Origin of the sequence: Brevundimonas sp., from assembly GCF_051858995.1 — a bacterium.
In the GTDB taxonomy this organism is placed as follows: Bacteria; Pseudomonadota; Alphaproteobacteria; order Caulobacterales; family Caulobacteraceae; genus Brevundimonas.
Window position 1 is genome coordinate 237,886 of record NZ_JBHYGN010000012.1, and the last position, 16,303, is coordinate 254,188.

At 67.7% G+C, this 16,303-nt stretch carries 18 protein-coding genes; 15 read left to right on the forward strand and 3 right to left on the reverse strand.

The genetic code is table 11. The features are described 5' to 3' along the window. Positions 1-123: 123 nt before the first annotated feature. From ACTIEF_RS14850 to ACTIEF_RS14860, 3 genes are read left to right on the forward strand one after another with little or no spacing between them, the layout of a single operon-like run. Entirely contained in the window at positions 124-714 is a 591-nt protein-coding gene (locus ACTIEF_RS14850; RefSeq protein ID WP_439472914.1) for a DOMON-like domain-containing protein, read from the forward strand. Further along, positions 711-1,913, forward strand: a complete 1,203-nt coding sequence (locus tag ACTIEF_RS14855; protein WP_439472915.1) for an exo-beta-N-acetylmuramidase NamZ family protein — start codon at positions 711-713, stop codon at positions 1,911-1,913. The genes ACTIEF_RS14850 and ACTIEF_RS14855 overlap by 4 nt, the downstream gene beginning before the upstream one ends. After that, positions 1,913-2,863 (forward strand): DMT family transporter, encoded by a 951-nt coding sequence (locus ACTIEF_RS14860; RefSeq protein WP_439472916.1) that lies wholly within the window; start codon positions 1,913-1,915, stop codon positions 2,861-2,863. The genes ACTIEF_RS14855 and ACTIEF_RS14860 overlap by 1 nt, the downstream gene beginning before the upstream one ends. Positions 2,864-3,338: 475 nt before the next feature. Here the strand turns inward: ACTIEF_RS14860 and ACTIEF_RS14865 are convergent, their stop codons facing one another. Further along, positions 3,339-3,989, reverse strand: a complete 651-nt coding sequence (locus ACTIEF_RS14865) for an alpha/beta hydrolase (RefSeq protein WP_439472917.1) — start codon at positions 3,987-3,989, stop codon at positions 3,339-3,341. A 162-nt stretch (positions 3,990-4,151) separates the two neighbouring features. Here ACTIEF_RS14865 and ACTIEF_RS14870 point away from each other — a divergent pair, with 162 nt between their 5' ends. The 12 genes from ACTIEF_RS14870 to ACTIEF_RS14925 all read left to right on the forward strand — a co-directional run bounded on the left by ACTIEF_RS14870 (position 4,152) and on the right by ACTIEF_RS14925 (position 14,239). Further along, positions 4,152-4,628, forward strand: a complete 477-nt coding sequence (locus ACTIEF_RS14870) for an Rrf2 family transcriptional regulator (RefSeq protein ID WP_439472918.1) — start codon at positions 4,152-4,154, stop codon at positions 4,626-4,628. Beyond that, complete coding sequence (locus ACTIEF_RS14875; protein WP_439472919.1) at positions 4,625-5,764, forward strand: cysteine desulfurase family protein; 1,140 nt, start codon at positions 4,625-4,627, stop codon at positions 5,762-5,764. Before ACTIEF_RS14870 ends, ACTIEF_RS14875 begins: the two co-directional genes overlap by 4 nt. A gap of 3 nt (positions 5,765-5,767) precedes the next feature. Continuing rightward, complete coding sequence (gene sufB / locus ACTIEF_RS14880; RefSeq protein ID WP_439472920.1) at positions 5,768-7,234, forward strand: Fe-S cluster assembly protein SufB; 1,467 nt, start codon at positions 5,768-5,770, stop codon at positions 7,232-7,234. Further along, positions 7,231-7,593 carry a hypothetical protein gene (locus tag ACTIEF_RS14885; protein WP_439472921.1) on the forward strand — a complete coding sequence of 121 codons (363 nt, stop codon included), beginning with the start codon at positions 7,231-7,233 and terminating at the stop codon, positions 7,591-7,593. Before sufB ends, ACTIEF_RS14885 begins: the two co-directional genes overlap by 4 nt. Next, positions 7,593-8,342 (forward strand): Fe-S cluster assembly ATPase SufC, encoded by a 750-nt coding sequence (gene sufC / locus ACTIEF_RS14890; protein ID WP_439472922.1) that lies wholly within the window; start codon positions 7,593-7,595, stop codon positions 8,340-8,342. The genes ACTIEF_RS14885 and sufC overlap by 1 nt, the downstream gene beginning before the upstream one ends. Before the next feature lie 214 nt (positions 8,343-8,556). After that, on the forward strand, positions 8,557-9,585 hold the full coding sequence (sufD, locus tag ACTIEF_RS14895) for a Fe-S cluster assembly protein SufD (RefSeq protein ID WP_439472923.1): 1,029 nt from the start codon (positions 8,557-8,559) through the stop codon (positions 9,583-9,585). A gap of 185 nt (positions 9,586-9,770) precedes the next feature. After that, positions 9,771-10,973 (forward strand): aminotransferase class V-fold PLP-dependent enzyme, encoded by a 1,203-nt coding sequence (locus tag ACTIEF_RS14900; RefSeq protein ID WP_439472924.1) that lies wholly within the window; start codon positions 9,771-9,773, stop codon positions 10,971-10,973. Beyond that, the gene (locus ACTIEF_RS14905; protein WP_439472925.1) at positions 10,970-11,371 is read left to right on the forward strand and encodes an SUF system Fe-S cluster assembly protein; all 402 of its coding nucleotides are present in this window, start codon (positions 10,970-10,972) and stop codon (positions 11,369-11,371) included. The genes ACTIEF_RS14900 and ACTIEF_RS14905 overlap by 4 nt, the downstream gene beginning before the upstream one ends. An 8-nt stretch (positions 11,372-11,379) precedes the next feature. Beyond that, entirely contained in the window at positions 11,380-11,763 is a 384-nt protein-coding gene (locus ACTIEF_RS14910; protein ID WP_439472926.1) for a HesB/IscA family protein, read from the forward strand. A gap of 1 nt (position 11,764) precedes the next feature. Further along, positions 11,765-12,754, forward strand: coding sequence for a methionine ABC transporter ATP-binding protein (locus tag ACTIEF_RS14915; RefSeq protein ID WP_439472927.1), 990 nt, complete (start codon positions 11,765-11,767; stop codon positions 12,752-12,754). Beyond that, positions 12,754-13,410 carry a methionine ABC transporter permease gene (locus tag ACTIEF_RS14920; protein ID WP_439472928.1) on the forward strand — a complete coding sequence of 219 codons (657 nt, stop codon included), beginning with the start codon at positions 12,754-12,756 and terminating at the stop codon, positions 13,408-13,410. Before ACTIEF_RS14915 ends, ACTIEF_RS14920 begins: the two co-directional genes overlap by 1 nt. A 22-nt stretch (positions 13,411-13,432) precedes the next feature. Next, a complete protein-coding gene (locus tag ACTIEF_RS14925; RefSeq protein ID WP_439472929.1) occupies positions 13,433-14,239 on the forward strand; it encodes a MetQ/NlpA family ABC transporter substrate-binding protein in 807 nt (268 codons plus the stop codon). Between the two features lie 76 nt (positions 14,240-14,315). On the opposite strand, the gene ACTIEF_RS14930 is transcribed toward ACTIEF_RS14925, so the two are convergent. Both ACTIEF_RS14930 and ACTIEF_RS14935 read right to left on the reverse strand, forming a co-directional pair. Continuing rightward, complete coding sequence (locus ACTIEF_RS14930; RefSeq protein ID WP_439472930.1) at positions 14,316-15,101, reverse strand: lysophospholipid acyltransferase family protein; 786 nt, start codon at positions 15,099-15,101, stop codon at positions 14,316-14,318. 38 nt (positions 15,102-15,139) lie between these two features. After that, positions 15,140-16,195, reverse strand: coding sequence for a GGDEF domain-containing protein (locus ACTIEF_RS14935; protein WP_439472931.1), 1,056 nt, complete (start codon positions 16,193-16,195; stop codon positions 15,140-15,142). Between the last annotated feature and the right edge of the window lie 108 nt (positions 16,196-16,303).

Consider the following 16,303-nt stretch of genomic DNA (forward strand, 5'->3'; position numbering starts at 1 on the left):
TGGGGATTGCGCGCCGGCAGGTGCGGCGCAGGGGTTCGCGGCCGCTCGATCAGATCGAGGGGCGGTAATACAGGCCGGTCAGGGTGGCGCGGGCGAACATGGGCGTCTGGGTAGCGTCCGCCATTGACCGGCGTCAAGGGTGGCCAAGACGCTGGCCGTATTCCGCGCTATCCAGCGGTCATGATCCTCGAGCGCGCGCTTCAACCCCATCCGTCAACCGAAGCCACGCTTGGTCGTCTTGACGTCGAAATCGACTGGGAGGGGCGGAGCTGGCTTTACGTCGTTTTCCGGGCTTCGGGCTTCGGTCCTGACCTCCTGCTGCCCGTGGACGGGGAGGGGCGTCTGGATGAGCTGTGGAAGCATACCTGTTGCGAAATCTTCGGGCGTCGCCCGGAGGGCGGCTATGTGGAGTTCAACCTGTCTCCGTCCGGCGCTTGGGCGGCCTATGAGTTCGACGGTTACCGGGATGGCATGGCCAACCTTCAGGTCAGCGCGCCGAAGGTCACCTGCCGGGTGACCAATGGCGGCTTTGAACTGACCGCGATCCTTTGGTGGCCGGAGTGGCCCCATGTGATGGCCCTCGGCGCTTCCGCCGTCATCGAGACGGCCGATGGGACAAAAACCTATTGGGCGCTGGCGCATCCCTCGGATAAGCCGGACTTCCACCACCCAGACTCGTTCACGCTGCGATCGCCCGCGCTGGAGCTCCCATGAAGTTCGGTCTCGACCGCCTGCTGTCCGATCCCGCCCTGAGCGCGCCGCTCAAGGGGCGCCGCGTGGCGCTGGTGGCGCATCCGGCGTCGACGACGCAGGACCTGACCCATGCGGTGGACGCGCTGGCGGCCCATCCCGACATCCGGCTGACCGCCGCCTTCGGCCCGCAGCACGGGATGAAGGGCGACCTGCAGGACAATATGATGGAGAGCCCGGACTATACCGATCCGGTGCACGGCATCCCCGTCTTCAGCCTGTACGGCGAGGTCCGGCGGCCGCGCGGGCAGTGGATGGACACGTTCGACGTGGTCCTGATCGACCTGCAGGACGTGGGCTGCCGCATCTACACCTTCGTGACGACCCTGCTCTACATGCTGGAAGCCGCCGCCGAGCACGGCAAGGAGGTCTGGGTGCTGGACCGTCCGAACCCCGCCGGGCGGCCGGTGGAGGGCACCACCCTGGTCGCGGGCTGGGAAAGCTTCGTGGGCGCCGGGCCCATGCCGATGCGGCACGGGCTGACCCTGGGCGAGATGGGCCTGTGGTTCATTCACCACTTCGGGCTGGATGTGACCTACGGCGTGATCGAGATGGAGGGCTGGAGGCCTGAGGAAGGCCCCGGCTACGGCTGGCCGCTGAGCGGGCGGAGCTGGATCAACCCCAGCCCCAATGCGCCGAACGTCTCCATGACCCGGGCCTATGCGGGCACCGTCATGCTGGAGGGGGCGACCCTGTCGGAAGGGCGGGGGACGACCCGACCGCTGGAGCTGTTCGGGGCGCCCGACATCGACGCCCGGGCCGTGATCGCCGAGATGAAGGCCTTCGCGCCCCAGTGGCTGAAGGGCTGCGTGCTGCGCGACATGTGGTTCGAGCCGACCTTCCACAAGCATGTCGGCAAGCTGTGCTCCGGGGTCCAGATCCACGTCGACGACCCGGCCTATGACCATGAGGCCTTCCAGCCGTGGCGGGTGCAGGCGCTGGGCTTCAAGGCGGTGCGGCGGCTGTATCCGGACTATGACCTGTGGCGCGACTTTCCGTACGAATACGCCTTTGGCAAGCTGCCGATCGACGTGATCAACGGCGGGCCGTCCCTGCGCGAGTGGGTCGATAACCCGGCCTCGACGCCCGACGATCTGGACGCGCTGGCGAGGCCGGACGAGCAGGCCTGGATCGAGGCGCGCAAGCCCTTCCTGCTGTACTGATGTCGTCCCGCGACCGTCTGGTCGGGACCGCCTGCGGCGTCGGCGCCGGGGCCATGTGGGGGCTGGTCTTCCTGGCTCCGAAGGTGGCGCCGGACGCCTCGCCCATGCTGATGAGCGCCGGCCGGTATCTGGCCTATGGGCTGATCGCCGTCCTGCTTCTGGCTCCGCGCCGGCGCAAGGTGGTCGGTCTGCTGGACGCGAAGGCGTGGCGGGCGCTGGCCTGGCTGAGTCTGGCGGGGAACATCGTCTACTACCTGTTCCTCGTGGTCAGCGTGCATTTCGCTGGCGTGGCGGCCTCGGCCCTGATCGTCGGCATGGTGCCGGTGATGGTGGCCGTCTGGGGTCTGCGCGACCCTGATGCGCCGCCGCTGAGGAAGGTCGGGCCGCCGATCCTGCTGGCGGCGCTGGCCGTGGCGCTGATCGGCTGGGAGAGCCTGTCTCGCGAGGCGGCGGGAAGGGATGCGGCCTCGGTGCTGATCGGACTGGGCTGCGGTCTGGCGGCCCTGCTGAGCTGGTCGGCCTATGCGGTGGGCAACAGCCGCTGGATGGCCCGCCTGCCGCAGGTTTCGGCCCATGACTGGTCCCTGCTGACCGGGGTGGTGACGGGCGGTTTCGCCCTTCTGCTGGCCGTGCCCGCGATGCTGGGGGCGGGCGAGGCGAGCGGCGAACAGTGGGCGCGGCTGGCAGCGGTCAGCGTCGGCGTGGCCGTGCTGGCCTCCATCGTCGGCAACGCCTTCTGGAACCAGGCCAGCCGCCTGCTGCCGCTGTCCATGCTGGGTCAGATGATCGTGTTCGAGACCCTGTTCGCCTTCCTGTACGGCTATCTGTGGGAAGGGCGGGGGCCGACGGTCATCGAGGTCTTGGCCATGATCCTGATGATCGTCAGCGTGATCTGGTGCCTGCGGGCGCACCGGTCATCGGCGGTGGCGGTAGTGGAAGGCGAGCACTGACCCGGCACACGGGAAAAGTGCACTCGAGAAAAAATGGAGTGCACATCGTGCACATTTTCCCGTGAGGCGGGGTGTGGGACGGAGCGCTCAACCGAGGTGGAGCGCGTGGGGATGCAAAGGCCCGACCGGGCGCGGGGCGTCGCGGCTAGATTTGCTGTGTGGCGAAGGCTGACGGGGCTCAACCGTGAGGGAGCATCGCCGACCGCGATGTCAAAGACCGGATCACAGTCTGACAGGTCGGTGCGTCAAATTTGGACGTGGAGGGCGCGGCTGACCAAGTCTGATCTCCCCTTCCCCTCGAGGGGGAAGGGGTCGGGGGATGGGGTGGAGGCAGGCTGCTAAAGGTCTGGCGCGAAGGGCGCGGACGTTCGACGGAGCCTCTCGCGCTCCTTCTCCGAGCGGTGTGCCACCACCCCACCCAACCCTCCCCCTCGAGGGGAGGGCTTTGCGGAGAATGGGTAGGCAGAGAGGGACCTTACGCCGGCTTTTCTTCCAGACGCTTGTCGAGGTAGGCGCCGACGCGGCGTTCGACGGCGGGCATGTGATCCTGCCAGAAGTGGCTGGCGCCCTCTTCCAGTTCGTAGTCGATGACGATGCCCTTCTGGGTGCGCAGCTTGTTGACGACGCGCTCGACCTCGACCGGCGGGACGATGGTGTCGGCGGTGCCGTGCAGGAACAAGCCCGAGGCCGGGCAGGGGGCCAGGAAGCTGAAGTCGTACATGTTCGACGGCGGCGAGACCGAAATGAAGCCGTCCGTTTCCGGGCGGCGCATCAGGAGCTGCATGCCGATGTAGGCGCCGAACTGGTAGCCGGCGACCCAGGTCTGGGTGGCGGCGGGGTTGTTGGCCTGCAGCCAGTCCAGGGCGGTGGCGGCGTCGGCCAGTTCACCGATGCCCGAGTCGAACTCGCCCTGCGACTTGCCCACGCCGCGGCTGTTGTAGCGCAGGGTGGCGAAGCCGCGCTTCACGAACAACTGGTACAGGGTGACCGCGACCGGGTTGTTCATATGCCCGCCCGCCTTGGGGTGCGGGTGCAGGATCAGGGCGATCGGGGCGTTCGGGCGCTTGCCCGGCGAATAGCGGCCTTCGATACGACCAGAGGCGCCGGGCAGGATGACTTCAGGCATGGGCGGAGCGAATTCCCGTGTTCAAAACTTCATTTCGCAGCTGCGTAATACTTGACCACCGAGGTAGGACTTTCTAAGTCCGCCGTGCGTGCAGACGCTTTTGCGAAGGCGCGGGTTCTAGCACAGGAGCCCTGAAAAGCGCGCGATTTTTGAGGGTGCGTGATGCGTCTGTCGACCAAGGGACGATACGCCGTGATGGCGATGGCCGATCTGGCCCGGAACGGACGCGACGCCGCAGGCCAGACGCGGGCCGTTTCGCTGGCCGAAATCGCCACCCGGCAGGAGATTTCGCTGAGCTATCTGGAGCAGCTGTTCGCCCGCCTGCGCAAGAGCGGGCTGGTGTCGAGCGTGCGCGGTCCGGGCGGCGGCTATCGTCTGGCGCGGGCCGCCGAGGTGACGATGGTGGCGGATATCGTGCTGGCCGTGGACGAGCCGATCCGGGCGACCCGGTGCTCGGGCCTGGGCACGCCGCGCGGTTGCATGATGGGCGGCGAGCGCTGCATCACCCACAATCTCTGGGAAGATCTGGGCGCGGAAATCCACGCCTATCTGGCGGCGGTGTCGCTGGAGGACGTGGTGCTGAACCGGACGGGCGCGCGGCGCCGGGCGTCCGGCGCGGGCATGGAGGCGGCGGCATGAGCGGCGTTTATCTGGATTACAACGCCTCGGGTCTGGTGCGTCCGGAAGTTCAGGAGGCCATGGCCAAGGCTCTGGCCGACAACGGCAATCCGTCGGCGGTGCATGCCGCAGGTCGCCGGGCGCGGGCGCGGATTGAGACGGCGCGGGCGCAGGTGGCCGATCTGGTCGGGGCCGATCCAACCGCCCTCATCTTCTCGTCCGGTGGGACCGAGTCCAATGCGCAGGCCATCGTCAGCGCGTTGAAGGGCGGTTGTGAGCGGTTGATTGTCGGGGCGACCGAGCATCCGTGCGTGGCGGAAGCGGCGATGACCTCGGGCGCGCCGGTCGAGGTGCTGCCGGTCGATGCCAACGGCGTGGTCGATCTGGATGTGCTGGAGCTTCTGCTGGCCAACGGCGGACCCGCCGTGGTCGCCATCCATCATGCGAACAATGAAAGCGGCGTGATCCAGCCGATCGTCGAGGCGGCGAAACTGGTGCGGGCCGCGGGCGGCTGGCTGCATGTCGACGCCATCCAGTCGGCGGGCAAGATCCCGGTCGACATGCGCACGCTGGATGCGGACAGTCTGACCCTGTCGGCGCACAAGCTGGGCGGACCGCAGGGCGTCGGCGCGCTGGTGATGAAGCCGGGCCGCGAGGCGGTGCGCATCCTGCACGGCGCCGGACAGGAACGCGGCATGCGCGCGGGCACCGAGAATGTGCCGGGCCTGACGGGCTTCGGCGTGTCGGCGGTCTGCGCGGCGCGTGATCTTGAGGAGGCGATGGCCCACGTCGGCTGGCGCGACGCCGCCGAGGCGCGGGCGAAGGCGGCGGGCGCGACCATCATCGGCGGCGCCGTTCCGCGCCTGCCCAACACCCTGTTCATGGCGGTCGAGGGCTGGGACAGCCCACAACAGTTGATCACGCTCGATCTGGCCGGAGTGATGATCTCGGCGGGCAGCGCCTGTTCGTCGGGCAAGACCAAGCCGTCCAAGACCATCAGCGCCATGGGGCTGCACGATCTCGCCACGGGCGGGGTGCGGGTCTCGGGCGGCTGGGGCACCACCGAACAGGACTGGATCCGTTTCGCCGACGCCTGGGTGGCGGCCTATCAAAAGCATACCGCGCGTGTGAGTGAACGCGCGAAGGAAGTCGCGTAAGTCATGGCCGCCGTTAAGGAAACCGTCGAAGCTGTCGCCGCGCTGGAGAAGTATGCGCACGGCTTCACCTCGGACATCGAGCAGGAGTTCGCGCCCAAGGGGCTGAACGCCGACATCGTGCGCTTCATCAGCGAGAAGAAGGGCGAGCCCGAGTGGATGCTGGAATGGCGGCTGGCCGCCTTCGAGCGCTGGCAGGCCATGGAGGAGCCGACCTGGGCGGCGGTGAAGTATGAGCCGGTCGACTATCAGGACCTGTATTATTACGCCGCGCCGGTGAAGAAGGAGGGGCCGAAGAGCCTCGACGAGGTCGATCCGGAGCTGCTGGAAGTCTATGCCAAGCTGGGCATCCCGCTGAAGGAGCAGGAGGTGCTGGCGGGGGTGCAGGGCGCGCCGAAGGTGGCGGTGGACGCCGTGTTCGACAGCGTGTCGGTAGTCACGACCTTCAAGGCCGAGCTGGCCAAGGTCGGCGTGATTTTCATGCCGATTTCCGAGGCCCTGCGCGAACATCCGGAGCTTGTGCGCCAGTACCTGGGCTCGGTCGTGCCGGTGTCGGACAACTATTTCGCGGCGCTGAACAGCGCGGTCTTCAGCGACGGCTCGTTCGTCTACATCCCGCCGGGCGTGAAATGCCCGATGGAGCTGTCGACCTATTTCCGCATCAATGCCTCGCAGACCGGCCAGTTCGAGCGGACGCTGATCATCGCCGACAAGGGCAGCTATGTCTCGTATCTGGAAGGCTGCACGGCGCCGATGCGCGACGAGAACCAGCTGCATGCGGCGGTGGTCGAGATCGTGGCGCTGGACGACGCCGAGGTGAAATACTCGACCGTCCAGAACTGGTATCCGGGCGACGCCGAGGGCAAGGGCGGCATCTACAACTTCGTCACCAAGCGCGCGGACTGCCGCGGTGACCGGTCGAAGGTGTCGTGGACGCAGGTGGAGACCGGCTCGGCCGTCACCTGGAAATACCCGTCCTGCATCCTGAAGGGCGAGGAGAGCTCGGGCGAGTTCTACTCGATCGCCATCACCAACGGACATCAGCAGGCCGACACCGGCACCAAGATGATCCATCTGGGCAAGAATTCGCGGTCTCGGATCATCGCCAAGGCGGTGTCGGCCGGGAAGTCGGACTCGACCTATCGCGGGCAGGTGTCGGTGCACCCCAAGGCGACGGGCGTGCGCAACTTCACCCAGTGCGACTCCTTGCTCATCGGCAAGGAGTGCGGCTCGCACACCATTCCGTACATCGAGGCCCGGAACGGCTCGGCGCAGCTGGAGCACGAGGCGACGACGACGCGCCTGTCGGATGACCAGATGTTCTACGCCCAGCAGCGCGGGCTGTCGCAGGAAGAGGCGGTGGCCCTGCTGGTCAACGGCTTCGTGCGGGACGTGCTGCAGCAACTGCCGATGGAGTTCGCGGTGGAGGCGCAGAAGCTGGTGGCGATCAGTCTGGAAGGGAGCGTGGGGTGAGCTTCACTGAAGGATATCTTCGCGACGCTCACAGCCACTGCGCGCGGCATCGCGCCGAACTGGAAGCTAGCGCCGTCTGCGGTTGCTTCTATTGCCTTGAAACCTTCGCACCGCACGAGATCGAAGAATGGGTGCCTGAAGGCGATGGTACCGCTCACTGCCCAAAATGCTGGATCGACTCCGTAATCGGAGACGCATCCGGATTTCCAGTGAGCGACAAGGCTTTCATGGCCGCGATGCACGAGTTTTGGTTCGAGAGGACCGTGACAGTCGACGAACCCGGGAAGTTTCTTCCCAACGAGAAGCCCAAATCAATGCTGGCCCGCATGTTCGGCTGGCTAACTCAGAAGACCGCGTGATGCTTTCCATCTCCAACCTCCACGTCACCGTCGGCGAGAAGCCGATCCTCAAGGGGCTGACGCTCGAAGTGCCGGCGGGCGAGGTGCACGCCGTCATGGGGCCGAACGGGGCCGGGAAGTCGACGCTGGGCTACGCCCTGTCGGGCCGTCCGGGCTATGAGGCGACCGAAGGCTCGGTCGAGTGGAACGGCGCCGACCTGCTGGAGCTGGATCCGGCGGAACGGGCGGCCAAGGGCGTCTTCCTGTCGTTCCAGTATCCGCTGGAGATCCCCGGCGTGCCGGCGATGACCTTCATCCGCACCGCCCTGAACGCCCAGAAGCGCGCGCGCGGCGAGGAGGAGGTCTCGGCCCCCGCCTTCCTGAAGCTGGTGCGGGCGGCGTCCACGGCGCTGAAGATGGACTTCGACATGCTCAAGCGGCCGCTGAACGTCGGCTTCTCGGGCGGTGAGAAGAAGCGGATGGAGATCCTGCAGATGGCCCTGCTGGAGCCGTCGCTGCTGATCCTCGACGAGACGGACTCCGGTCTGGACATCGACGCCCTGCGCATCGTCTCGGAAGGCGTGAACGCCCTGCGCTCGCCGGAGCGGTCGATGCTGGTGATCACCCACTACCAGCGCCTGCTGGACTACATCAAACCCGACCGGGTGCATGTGCTGGCCGCCGGCCGCATCGTCGCATCGGGCGGCCCGGAGCTGGCGCTTCAGCTCGAGGCTGAAGGTTACGATAAATATGTAGCGCAGGCGGCGTGAGAGACGTGAACGCCTTTGCTGAAATTCCTGGCGTCGCCCCCAAAGCCCTCCCCCTCGATGGGGGAGGGTTGGGTGGGGGTGCGCGCGCCGGTCTGACCGGTGCAGGCGCTGGAGGTCGTGTCGACGACGCCTCGTGCGCCATCGCCTACTCACCCCCATCCCCGACCCTTCCCCCATCGAGGGGGAAGGGAGAAGAATTGGGAGGGCGTGTGCAATGAACGCCCTGCCGCTCATTGATCTGAAGGACGCGGCCAGCTTCCCGTCGCGACGCGTCGAGGCGTGGAAATACTCGGACCTTCGGAAATACCTGCGCGAGGCGCCCGAGCCGTCGCCGTCGGCTGCTGTGCCCGTGGTCGGCGGGGGACCGTTCGAGGCGCTGGGCGGCGAGGCCATGGTGTTCGTCAACGGCCGGGCCGTGGGCGTGGACACCCTGATGGCCTCGGGCGAGCAGACCCTGCGCCTGCGCTTCATCTCCAAGGCCCAGAAGACCGGCCATGCGGCGACGGCGCGGATCTCGGCGCGGGCCGGGGCGAAGCTGCTGCTGCTGGAGACCCATGAAGGGACCGGCTCGGCCTATGTGGCGCACAACCGGCTGGAGCTGGATGTGGCGCGCGGGGCCGAGGTGATCCGCGTGGTGCTGATCGAGGAGCCGGCGGACGCCATCTCGATCACCCAGGCTGAGGTGCGGGTCGAGGCGGGCGGCGTCTATCGCCAGACCGTGCTGACGACCGGATCGAAGCTGCAACGGATCGAGACCCAGCTGCTGCATTTCGCCCAGGGCGCCGATGTGACGCTGGACGGCGCCTATGCGCTGGCGGGCGAGCGGCACGCCGACCTGACCACGGTGGTGGACCACGTCGCCGCCGACGGCCTGACCAGCCAGCTGACCAAGGGCGTGGTGCGCGACACGGCGCGCGGCGTCTTCCAGGGCAAGATCATCGTGGAGCGCGGCGCCGACGGCACCGACGCCCGGATGCAGCACCACGCGCTGATCCTGGGCGAGCGGGGCGAGATCGACGCCAAGCCGGAGCTGATCATCTACGCCGACGACGTGCAGTGTGCGCACGGCAACACGGTCGGCAATCTGGATGAGAGCGCACTGTTCTACATGCAGCAGCGCGGCATTCCGGCCGACGAGGCCCGCGCCCTGCTGGTCGAGGCCTTCCTGGTCGAGGTCGTGGACCGGATCGCGCACGACGGCGCGAGAGAGGTGGCGAGGACATGGCTGGGAGAGCGGCTGTGACGGCTTCATCGAACGCTCCCTTCCCCCTCGAGGGGGGAAGGGCCGGGGATGGGGGTGCGCGCGCGGACCTGAGCGAGATTGGCGCGAAAGGCGTGGTCGACACCGCCTCGCGTGCTCGAACCGGCGTCAGCGGCGCGAACACCCCCACCCAACCCTCCCCCCTCGAGGGGGAGGGCTTTGATGTGATGGCCGCGCGCGCTCAGTTCCCGATCCTGTCGCGGACGGTGAACGGCAAGCCGCTGGTCTATCTGGACTCGGCCGCGTCGGCGCAGAAGCCGCGGGCGGTGATCGACGCCCTGACGGCGGCGATGGAGGGGTCCTACGCCAACGTCCACCGCGGCCTGCATACGCTGGCCAATGAGACGACCGAAGCCTTCGAGGCCGCGCGCGAGAGCGTGGCGCGGTTCCTGAACGCCCAGAGCCCGGACAACATCGTCTGGACCAAGGGCGGGACCGAGGCGATCAATCTGGTGGCGTCAAGCCTCGGGCAGTCGATCCAGCCGGGCGACGAGATCATCGTCAGCCAGATGGAGCACCACTCCAACATCGTGCCGTGGCACCTGCTGCGCGAGCGGCGCGGGGCGGTGCTGAAGTGGATCCCGCTGCTGGACGACGGATCGCTGGACATGGCGGCCTATGCCGACCTGCTGGGGCCGAAGACGAAGATCGTCGCGGTCACCCATATGTCGAACGTGCTGGGCACCATCAATCCGGTGGCCGAGATCACCGCAAAGGCCCACGCGGTCGGCGCCAAGGTGCTGATCGACGGCTGTCAGGGGGCGGTGCACGGCCTGCCGGACGTGCAGGCCATCGGCTGCGACTTCTACGCCTTCACCGGCCACAAGCTGTACGGGCCGACCGGCATCGGCGCGCTTTACGGCACGACGGCCGCGCTGGAGGCCCTGCCGCCCTATCAGGGCGGCGGTGAGATGATCGAGACGGTGGAGATGGAGCGCGTGACCTACGCGAAGCCGCCGCACCGGTTCGAGGCGGGGACGCCGCCGATCCTGGAGGCCATCGGCCTGGGGGCGGCCATCGAATGGCTGAACCAGTATGACCGCGCCGCCATCGACGCCCATGAGCGCGCTCTTTACGAGCACGCCCGCGCGCGGCTGGATGGGGTGAATTGGCTGAAGATCATCGGCGAGGCGGAAGGGAAGGGGGCGATCCTGACCTTCACCGTCGAGGGCGCCCACGCCCATGACATCGCGCAGGTGATGGACCGTTACGGCGTGGCCGTGCGGGCCGGGCTGCACTGCGCCGAGCCGCTGGCCAAACGATTTGGCCTGACGTCGAGCGCTCGGGCCAGCTTCGCCCTATATAACACCCTTGAGGACGCCGACGCCTTCGCCGACGCCCTGATCAAGGCGCGTGAGTTCTTTGCATGACCGACCAGACAACCCCTGTTGAAGCCGTGACGACCGACGATGATGGCGGCCGCGCCGCCGCGGTCGAATCCGGCAAGATCAGCCAGCAGGAGCTCGACCATCTGACCGACGGCATCATCGAGGCGCTGAAGTCGGTGTACGACCCGGAGATCCCGGTCGACATCTATGAGCTGGGCCTGATCTACAAGGTCGACCTGTCGGACGAGCGCGACGTGGCCGTCGAGATGACCCTGACCGCTCCGGGCTGCCCGGTGGCCGGCGAAATGCCGATCTGGGTCGAGCAGGCGGTGATGAAGGTCGAGGGCATCCGTTCGGCCCGCGCCGAGATCGTGTTCGATCCGCCGTGGGATCCCTCCAAGATGAGCGACGAGGCCAAGCTCGCGCTCAACATGTTCTGAGGACCGGGATGAGCGAACTGCAAGCCACCGCCCGTCCGCGCCGCCCGCGCCCCGCGATCGTCACCCTGACGGACGCGGCCGCCGCGCGCGTGATCGAACTGACCGCCGACAAGCCGGTGAAGGGCCTGCGCGTCGGGATCAAGAACGGCGGCTGCGCCGGGCAGGAATACACCTTCGGCTTCGCCGAGGAGGTGGGGCCGCTGGACGAGGTGGTGACCGACAAGGGCGCGACCATCGTCATCGAAGGCAAGGCGGTGCTGTATCTGATCGGCTCGGAGATCGACTTCGAGACGACCAAGCTGGCCTCGAAATTCGTGTTCCGGAACCCGAACCAGACGGACGCCTGTGGCTGTGGCGAGAGCGTCACCATCACCCCGCTGAAGGCCGACTGACATGATCCGCCTTGAGGGGGTGACCCGACGCTACCGCAGCGCGGCGGGCGAACGCGTGGCGCTGGACAGCGCCGATCTGGAGATCGCCAAGGGCGAGGTCTTCGGCGTGGTCGGGCGCTCGGGCGCCGGGAAGTCGACCCTGATCCGGACCATCAACCGGCTGGAGACGCCGGACGCGGGCAAGGTGTTCGTGGACGGGCAGGAGATCACCGCCCTGAACCCGGCCGAGCTGCGCGCCGCGCGCCGCCGGATCGGCATGATCTTCCAGCATTTCAACCTGCTGAACGCCAAGACCATCTTCGACAACGTGGCTTTCCCGCTGCGGCTGGAAGGGCGGCCCGAGGCCGAGGTGAAGGCGCGCGTGGCCGAGCTGCTGGCGCGGCTGGGCCTGTCGGAGCATGCGAACAAGCATCCCGCCCAGCTGTCGGGCGGGCAGAAGCAGCGGGTGGGCATCGCCCGGGCGCTGGCCTGCGGGCCCTCGGTCCTGCTGTGCGACGAGGCGACCAGCGCGCTGGACCCGGAGACGACCGAGGACATCCTGACCCTGCTGGATCAGCTGAACCGCGAGCTGGGCCTGACCATCGTGTTGATCACCCACCAGATGGAGGTGGTGCGCCGGGTCTGTGACCGAGTGGCGGTGCTGAAGGACGGCAGGATCGTCGAGCAGGGCGCGACGGCGGACGTCTTCCTGCATCCCCAGCATCCGGTGACCCAAGCCATGCTGGCCGAGGGCGAGGAGGCGTTCGACGCCTCGGTGGTGCCCGCGGGGGCCAGGCTGGCGAAACTGACCTTCCGCGGCGCCTCGACCTATGAGCCCGAACTGAGCCGCGTCGCGCGGTCGGTGGGCGTGGACTATTCGATCCTGTCGGGCCGCATCAGCCGCATACGGGGCGAGCCCTATGGCCAGCTGGTCGTGGCCTTCACTGGCGGCGACGCCGAGGCCGCGACGGCGCAACTGACCGCGCGCGGCGTGAAGGTGGAGGCGGTCTGATGTTCGACAATGTGGATTGGACCGAGATCGGGCGCGCGACCATCGACACCCTGCTGATGCTGGGCGGGTCGCTGGTGCTGACGGTGGTGCTGGGCGTGCCGCTGGGCGTGCTGCTGTACCTGTCGGCCAAGGGGCGGCTGGCGGCCAATCCGGTGCTGAACGCCGTGCTGTCCTTCGTGGTCAATGTGCTGCGCTCGGTGCCCTTCATCATCCTGCTGATCGTCATGCTGCCGGTGACGGTGCTGCTGGTCGGGACGTCGCTGGGCGTTGCCGGGGCCATTCCGCCGCTGGTTGTCGGCGCGGCGCCCTTCTACGCGCGACTGGTCGAGACGGCCCTGCGCGAGGTCGACAAGGGCGTGGTCGAGGCGACGCAGGCGATGGGCGGCTCGATCTTCCAGATCGTCACCCGCGCCCTGCTGCCCGAGGCCCTGCCGGGCGTCATCGCCGGGGCGACCGTCACCGCCATCGCCCTGGTCAGCTACACGGCCATGGCCGGGGTGGTCGGAGCAGGTGGTCTGGGCGACCTGGCCGTGCGTTTCGGCTATCAGCGCTTCCAGACGGACGTCATGGTCGTGACTGTCGTCCTGTTGCTGGTTCTGGTTCAAATCCTTCAGATGATCGGGGACCGTCTGGTCACCGCCGTCTCCCACCGCTGACCGCCTCCGAAAGGCAAAAGCCATGATCCGTCGTTCGCTCCTGCTCTCCGCCGCCGCCCTGCTGACGCTCGCTGCCTGTGGCGCGGGTGGTGACCAGAAGGCGGGAGAGGGCGGCGTCCTGATCGTCGGCGCGACCGCCGTGCCGCACGCGGAGATCCTTGAGGTCGTGAAGCCGATCCTGGCCGCCGAGGGCGTGCCGATCGAGATCAAGGTGTTCAACGACTACGTCCAGCCGAACACCCAGCTGGCCGAGCGTCGGCTGGATGTGAACTACTTCCAGACCAAGCCCTATCTGGACGAGTTCAACGCCGCGCGCGGGACCAGCCTGATCACGGTGGCGGGCGTGCACGTCGAGCCGCTGGGCCTGTATTCGAAGAAGCACACCGCGCTGGCGGCCCTGCCGAACGGCGCGCAGATCGTGCTGCCGAACGACGCCTCGAACACCGGGCGCTCGCTGCTGCTGCTGCAGGCCGCTGGCCTGATCACCCTGCGCGACGGCCAGAACCCGCTGCAGACGGTGCGCGACATCACCGGCAATCCGAAGGGCTTCGTCTTCCGCGAGGTCGAGGCGGCGACCATCCCGCGCATCCTGCCGCAGGTCGACGCAGCGGTGATCAACACCAACTATGCGCTGGACGCCGGGTTGAAGCCGCGCACCGACGCCCTGTCGCTGGAGGGGGCGAACAGCCCCTACATCAACTATCTGGTGGCGCGTCCCGACAACCAGAACGACCCGCGGGTGCAGGCGCTGGCCGCCGCCCTGCGCAGCCAGGCGGTGAAGGACTTCATCGCGCGGAAGTACGACGGGGCGGTGATTCCGGCCGCTTAAGAGGGAGTAGGGCTTAGGAATTAGGAATTAGGGGAAGCGCGCGTGAGGATTGATCCGCGCGACTAATTCCTAAGCCCTAATTCCTACTCCCTTGAGCCTGTGCCTTCCTCACCTCATCCGGCGTCGGCACCTGCACGGCGGGCGTGACCGGATTGCCGGTGGCCTCGGCGATCAGTTCGGCGGTGCGACCTTCGACGGCGGCTTCGAGGCGGGCGAGGAACTCTTCCTTGGGCAGGCCGGTGGGGATGGGGTCGAGGAACTCCAGCGTGGCCACGCCCGGGGTCTTCTTGAACGCCTCCTGCGCCCAGAACAGGCCGAGGTTGGTGGCGACCGGGACGACCGGCATGTCGAAGTCTCGGTACATGTGCCAGACGCCCGAGCGGTAGCGGAACTTCTCGCCGACCTTGGCCAGATTGCCCTCTGGGTAGATGAGGATCTTGCGGCCCTCGGCATGGGCATCGGCGGCGCGGTGCTTCAGGGCGTCGCGGGCGGCGCGGCCGCCGCAGTTGTTGACCACGATGGCCCCCAGCTTGCGCAGGACCGTGCCCAGCAGCGGAAACTTCTCCAGATGGTCGCCGGTGACGAAGGCGAGGTCCTGGAAGCTGTCATAGGTGGCGAAGCCGTCGCCCCAGCTCTGGTGCTTGGAGGCGATGATGAAGGCGCCCTGCGGCAGGCGATCCTCGCCCCGGTACTGGATCCGGATGCCGGCCAGCACCCGCATGGCCTGGACCATGCGCCGGACGTAGCGACGGATGATCCAGCCGGTGGCGGCGCGACCGGGCGCGAGGGCCGCGACGCAGGCGGCCAGTGTGTAGGCGATGGACAGCGACCAGTAGGCGATCGCGAAGGCGAAGCTGCGCATGGGGGGACTATGCCCTGTTCTGGCCGCAGGCCAACAGGTCAGGCGGCGAGGTCGAGGACCTCGGCCGAGGTGACCCGGTTCCGACCCGCCCGCTTGGAGGCGTAGAGGGCCGCGTCGGCGCGTTCCAGCAGGGTCGAGCCCGACTCGCCCGGACGATGCACGGCGAAGCCCGCCGAGATGGTCACGGCGCCCAGTTCGTCATTGGTCGAGCGACGACGCAGCGAGCGGGACGAGATTTCCTTGCGGATGGCTTCCAGGGCGGTGGCCACGTGGTGGGCGTCCTCGCGCGGGAAGATGATGGCGAACTCCTCGCCGCCGTAGCGGGCGGCGATGCGCGGCGGCGGGCTGAAGCGGCCGATGACGCTGGCGACGTAGCGCAGGACCTGATCGCCGGTCTGGTGGCCCCAAGTGTCGTTGAAGCGCTTGAAGTGGTCGACGTCGAGAACGGCGAGGATCATCGACTCGCCCGTCACTTCGCACTGGTGGCAGGCGGCGACCAGATGCTCGTCGAAGGCCTTGCGGTTGGCCAGATTGGTCAGGGCGTCCGTCATGGCGTCGCGGCGCACCTGTTCCAGGTGTTCGCGCAGGCGGGCGACTTCCCTGGTCGAGGCGTCGAGGCGCTTCTCCAGCGTCTCGTTCTCGCGCTGGACGCGGCGGGTGGCGGTGCTCAGGCCGCCGACGATGGCCTTGAGCGAGGCGCCGTCGCCGGCGGCCTCGATATTGGTGGCGGCCTTGTCGAGGGTCTGGCCGTAGGCGGCCTGCGACTTGTGGGCGCGCGAAATGGCGTCGGCGACGCTGGACAGCTCGCGGTCCAGCACGCGACCGGCGTCACGGATCTCTTCGGTCAGGCGGCCGCGCGGCAGGTATTCGGCGGCCAGCATGTCGGCGGTGGCTTCGGTGAAGGGTTCTTCGGCGGCCAGCAGGCGCTGGATCTCGCGACCGAGCGCGCCTTCCGGATCGCCCAGATAGTGCAGCCACAGTTCGAAATTGAGCGGGGTCGGCCAGACGCCGACGGCTTCCATCTCGTCGATCACCCGACGCGAAAGGCTATAGGCTTCCGGTCCCCGAAGGGTGCTTTCGACCGAAGACGTCATGCGGAATTCTTCCCCATAGCGTCCGCCTCCTGACGGGCGAACGCAGCGGAAGACGCTAGGCCGAATCGACATTCACCGCATCCAGATCATGGAAGCGGCGATATGGAC

What these genes read in the sequence shown, in the direction of transcription:
- ACTIEF_RS14855 (WP_439472915.1), top strand. Translation starts at nt 711, where the DNA reads ATGAAGTTCGGTCTCGACCGCCTGCTGTCCGATCCCGCCCTGAGCGCG.
- ACTIEF_RS14860 (WP_439472916.1), top strand. Translation starts at nt 1,913, where the DNA reads ATGTCGTCCCGCGACCGTCTGGTCGGGACCGCCTGCGGCGTCGGCGCC.
- ACTIEF_RS14865 (WP_439472917.1), bottom strand. Translation starts at nt 3,989, where the DNA reads ATGCCTGAAGTCATCCTGCCCGGCGCCTCTGGTCGTATCGAAGGCCGC.
- ACTIEF_RS14870 (WP_439472918.1), top strand. Translation starts at nt 4,152, where the DNA reads ATGCGTCTGTCGACCAAGGGACGATACGCCGTGATGGCGATGGCCGAT.
- ACTIEF_RS14875 (WP_439472919.1), top strand. Translation starts at nt 4,625, where the DNA reads ATGAGCGGCGTTTATCTGGATTACAACGCCTCGGGTCTGGTGCGTCCG.
- sufB (WP_439472920.1), top strand. Translation starts at nt 5,768, where the DNA reads ATGGCCGCCGTTAAGGAAACCGTCGAAGCTGTCGCCGCGCTGGAGAAG.
- sufC (WP_439472922.1), top strand. Translation starts at nt 7,593, where the DNA reads ATGCTTTCCATCTCCAACCTCCACGTCACCGTCGGCGAGAAGCCGATC.
- sufD (WP_439472923.1), top strand. Translation starts at nt 8,557, where the DNA reads ATGAACGCCCTGCCGCTCATTGATCTGAAGGACGCGGCCAGCTTCCCG.
- ACTIEF_RS14900 (WP_439472924.1), top strand. Translation starts at nt 9,771, where the DNA reads ATGGCCGCGCGCGCTCAGTTCCCGATCCTGTCGCGGACGGTGAACGGC.
- ACTIEF_RS14905 (WP_439472925.1), top strand. Translation starts at nt 10,970, where the DNA reads ATGACCGACCAGACAACCCCTGTTGAAGCCGTGACGACCGACGATGAT.
- ACTIEF_RS14910 (WP_439472926.1), top strand. Translation starts at nt 11,380, where the DNA reads ATGAGCGAACTGCAAGCCACCGCCCGTCCGCGCCGCCCGCGCCCCGCG.
- ACTIEF_RS14915 (WP_439472927.1), top strand. Translation starts at nt 11,765, where the DNA reads ATGATCCGCCTTGAGGGGGTGACCCGACGCTACCGCAGCGCGGCGGGC.
- ACTIEF_RS14920 (WP_439472928.1), top strand. Translation starts at nt 12,754, where the DNA reads ATGTTCGACAATGTGGATTGGACCGAGATCGGGCGCGCGACCATCGAC.
- ACTIEF_RS14925 (WP_439472929.1), top strand. Translation starts at nt 13,433, where the DNA reads ATGATCCGTCGTTCGCTCCTGCTCTCCGCCGCCGCCCTGCTGACGCTC.
- ACTIEF_RS14930 (WP_439472930.1), bottom strand. Translation starts at nt 15,101, where the DNA reads ATGCGCAGCTTCGCCTTCGCGATCGCCTACTGGTCGCTGTCCATCGCC.
- ACTIEF_RS14935 (WP_439472931.1), bottom strand. Translation starts at nt 16,195, where the DNA reads ATGACGTCTTCGGTCGAAAGCACCCTTCGGGGACCGGAAGCCTATAGC.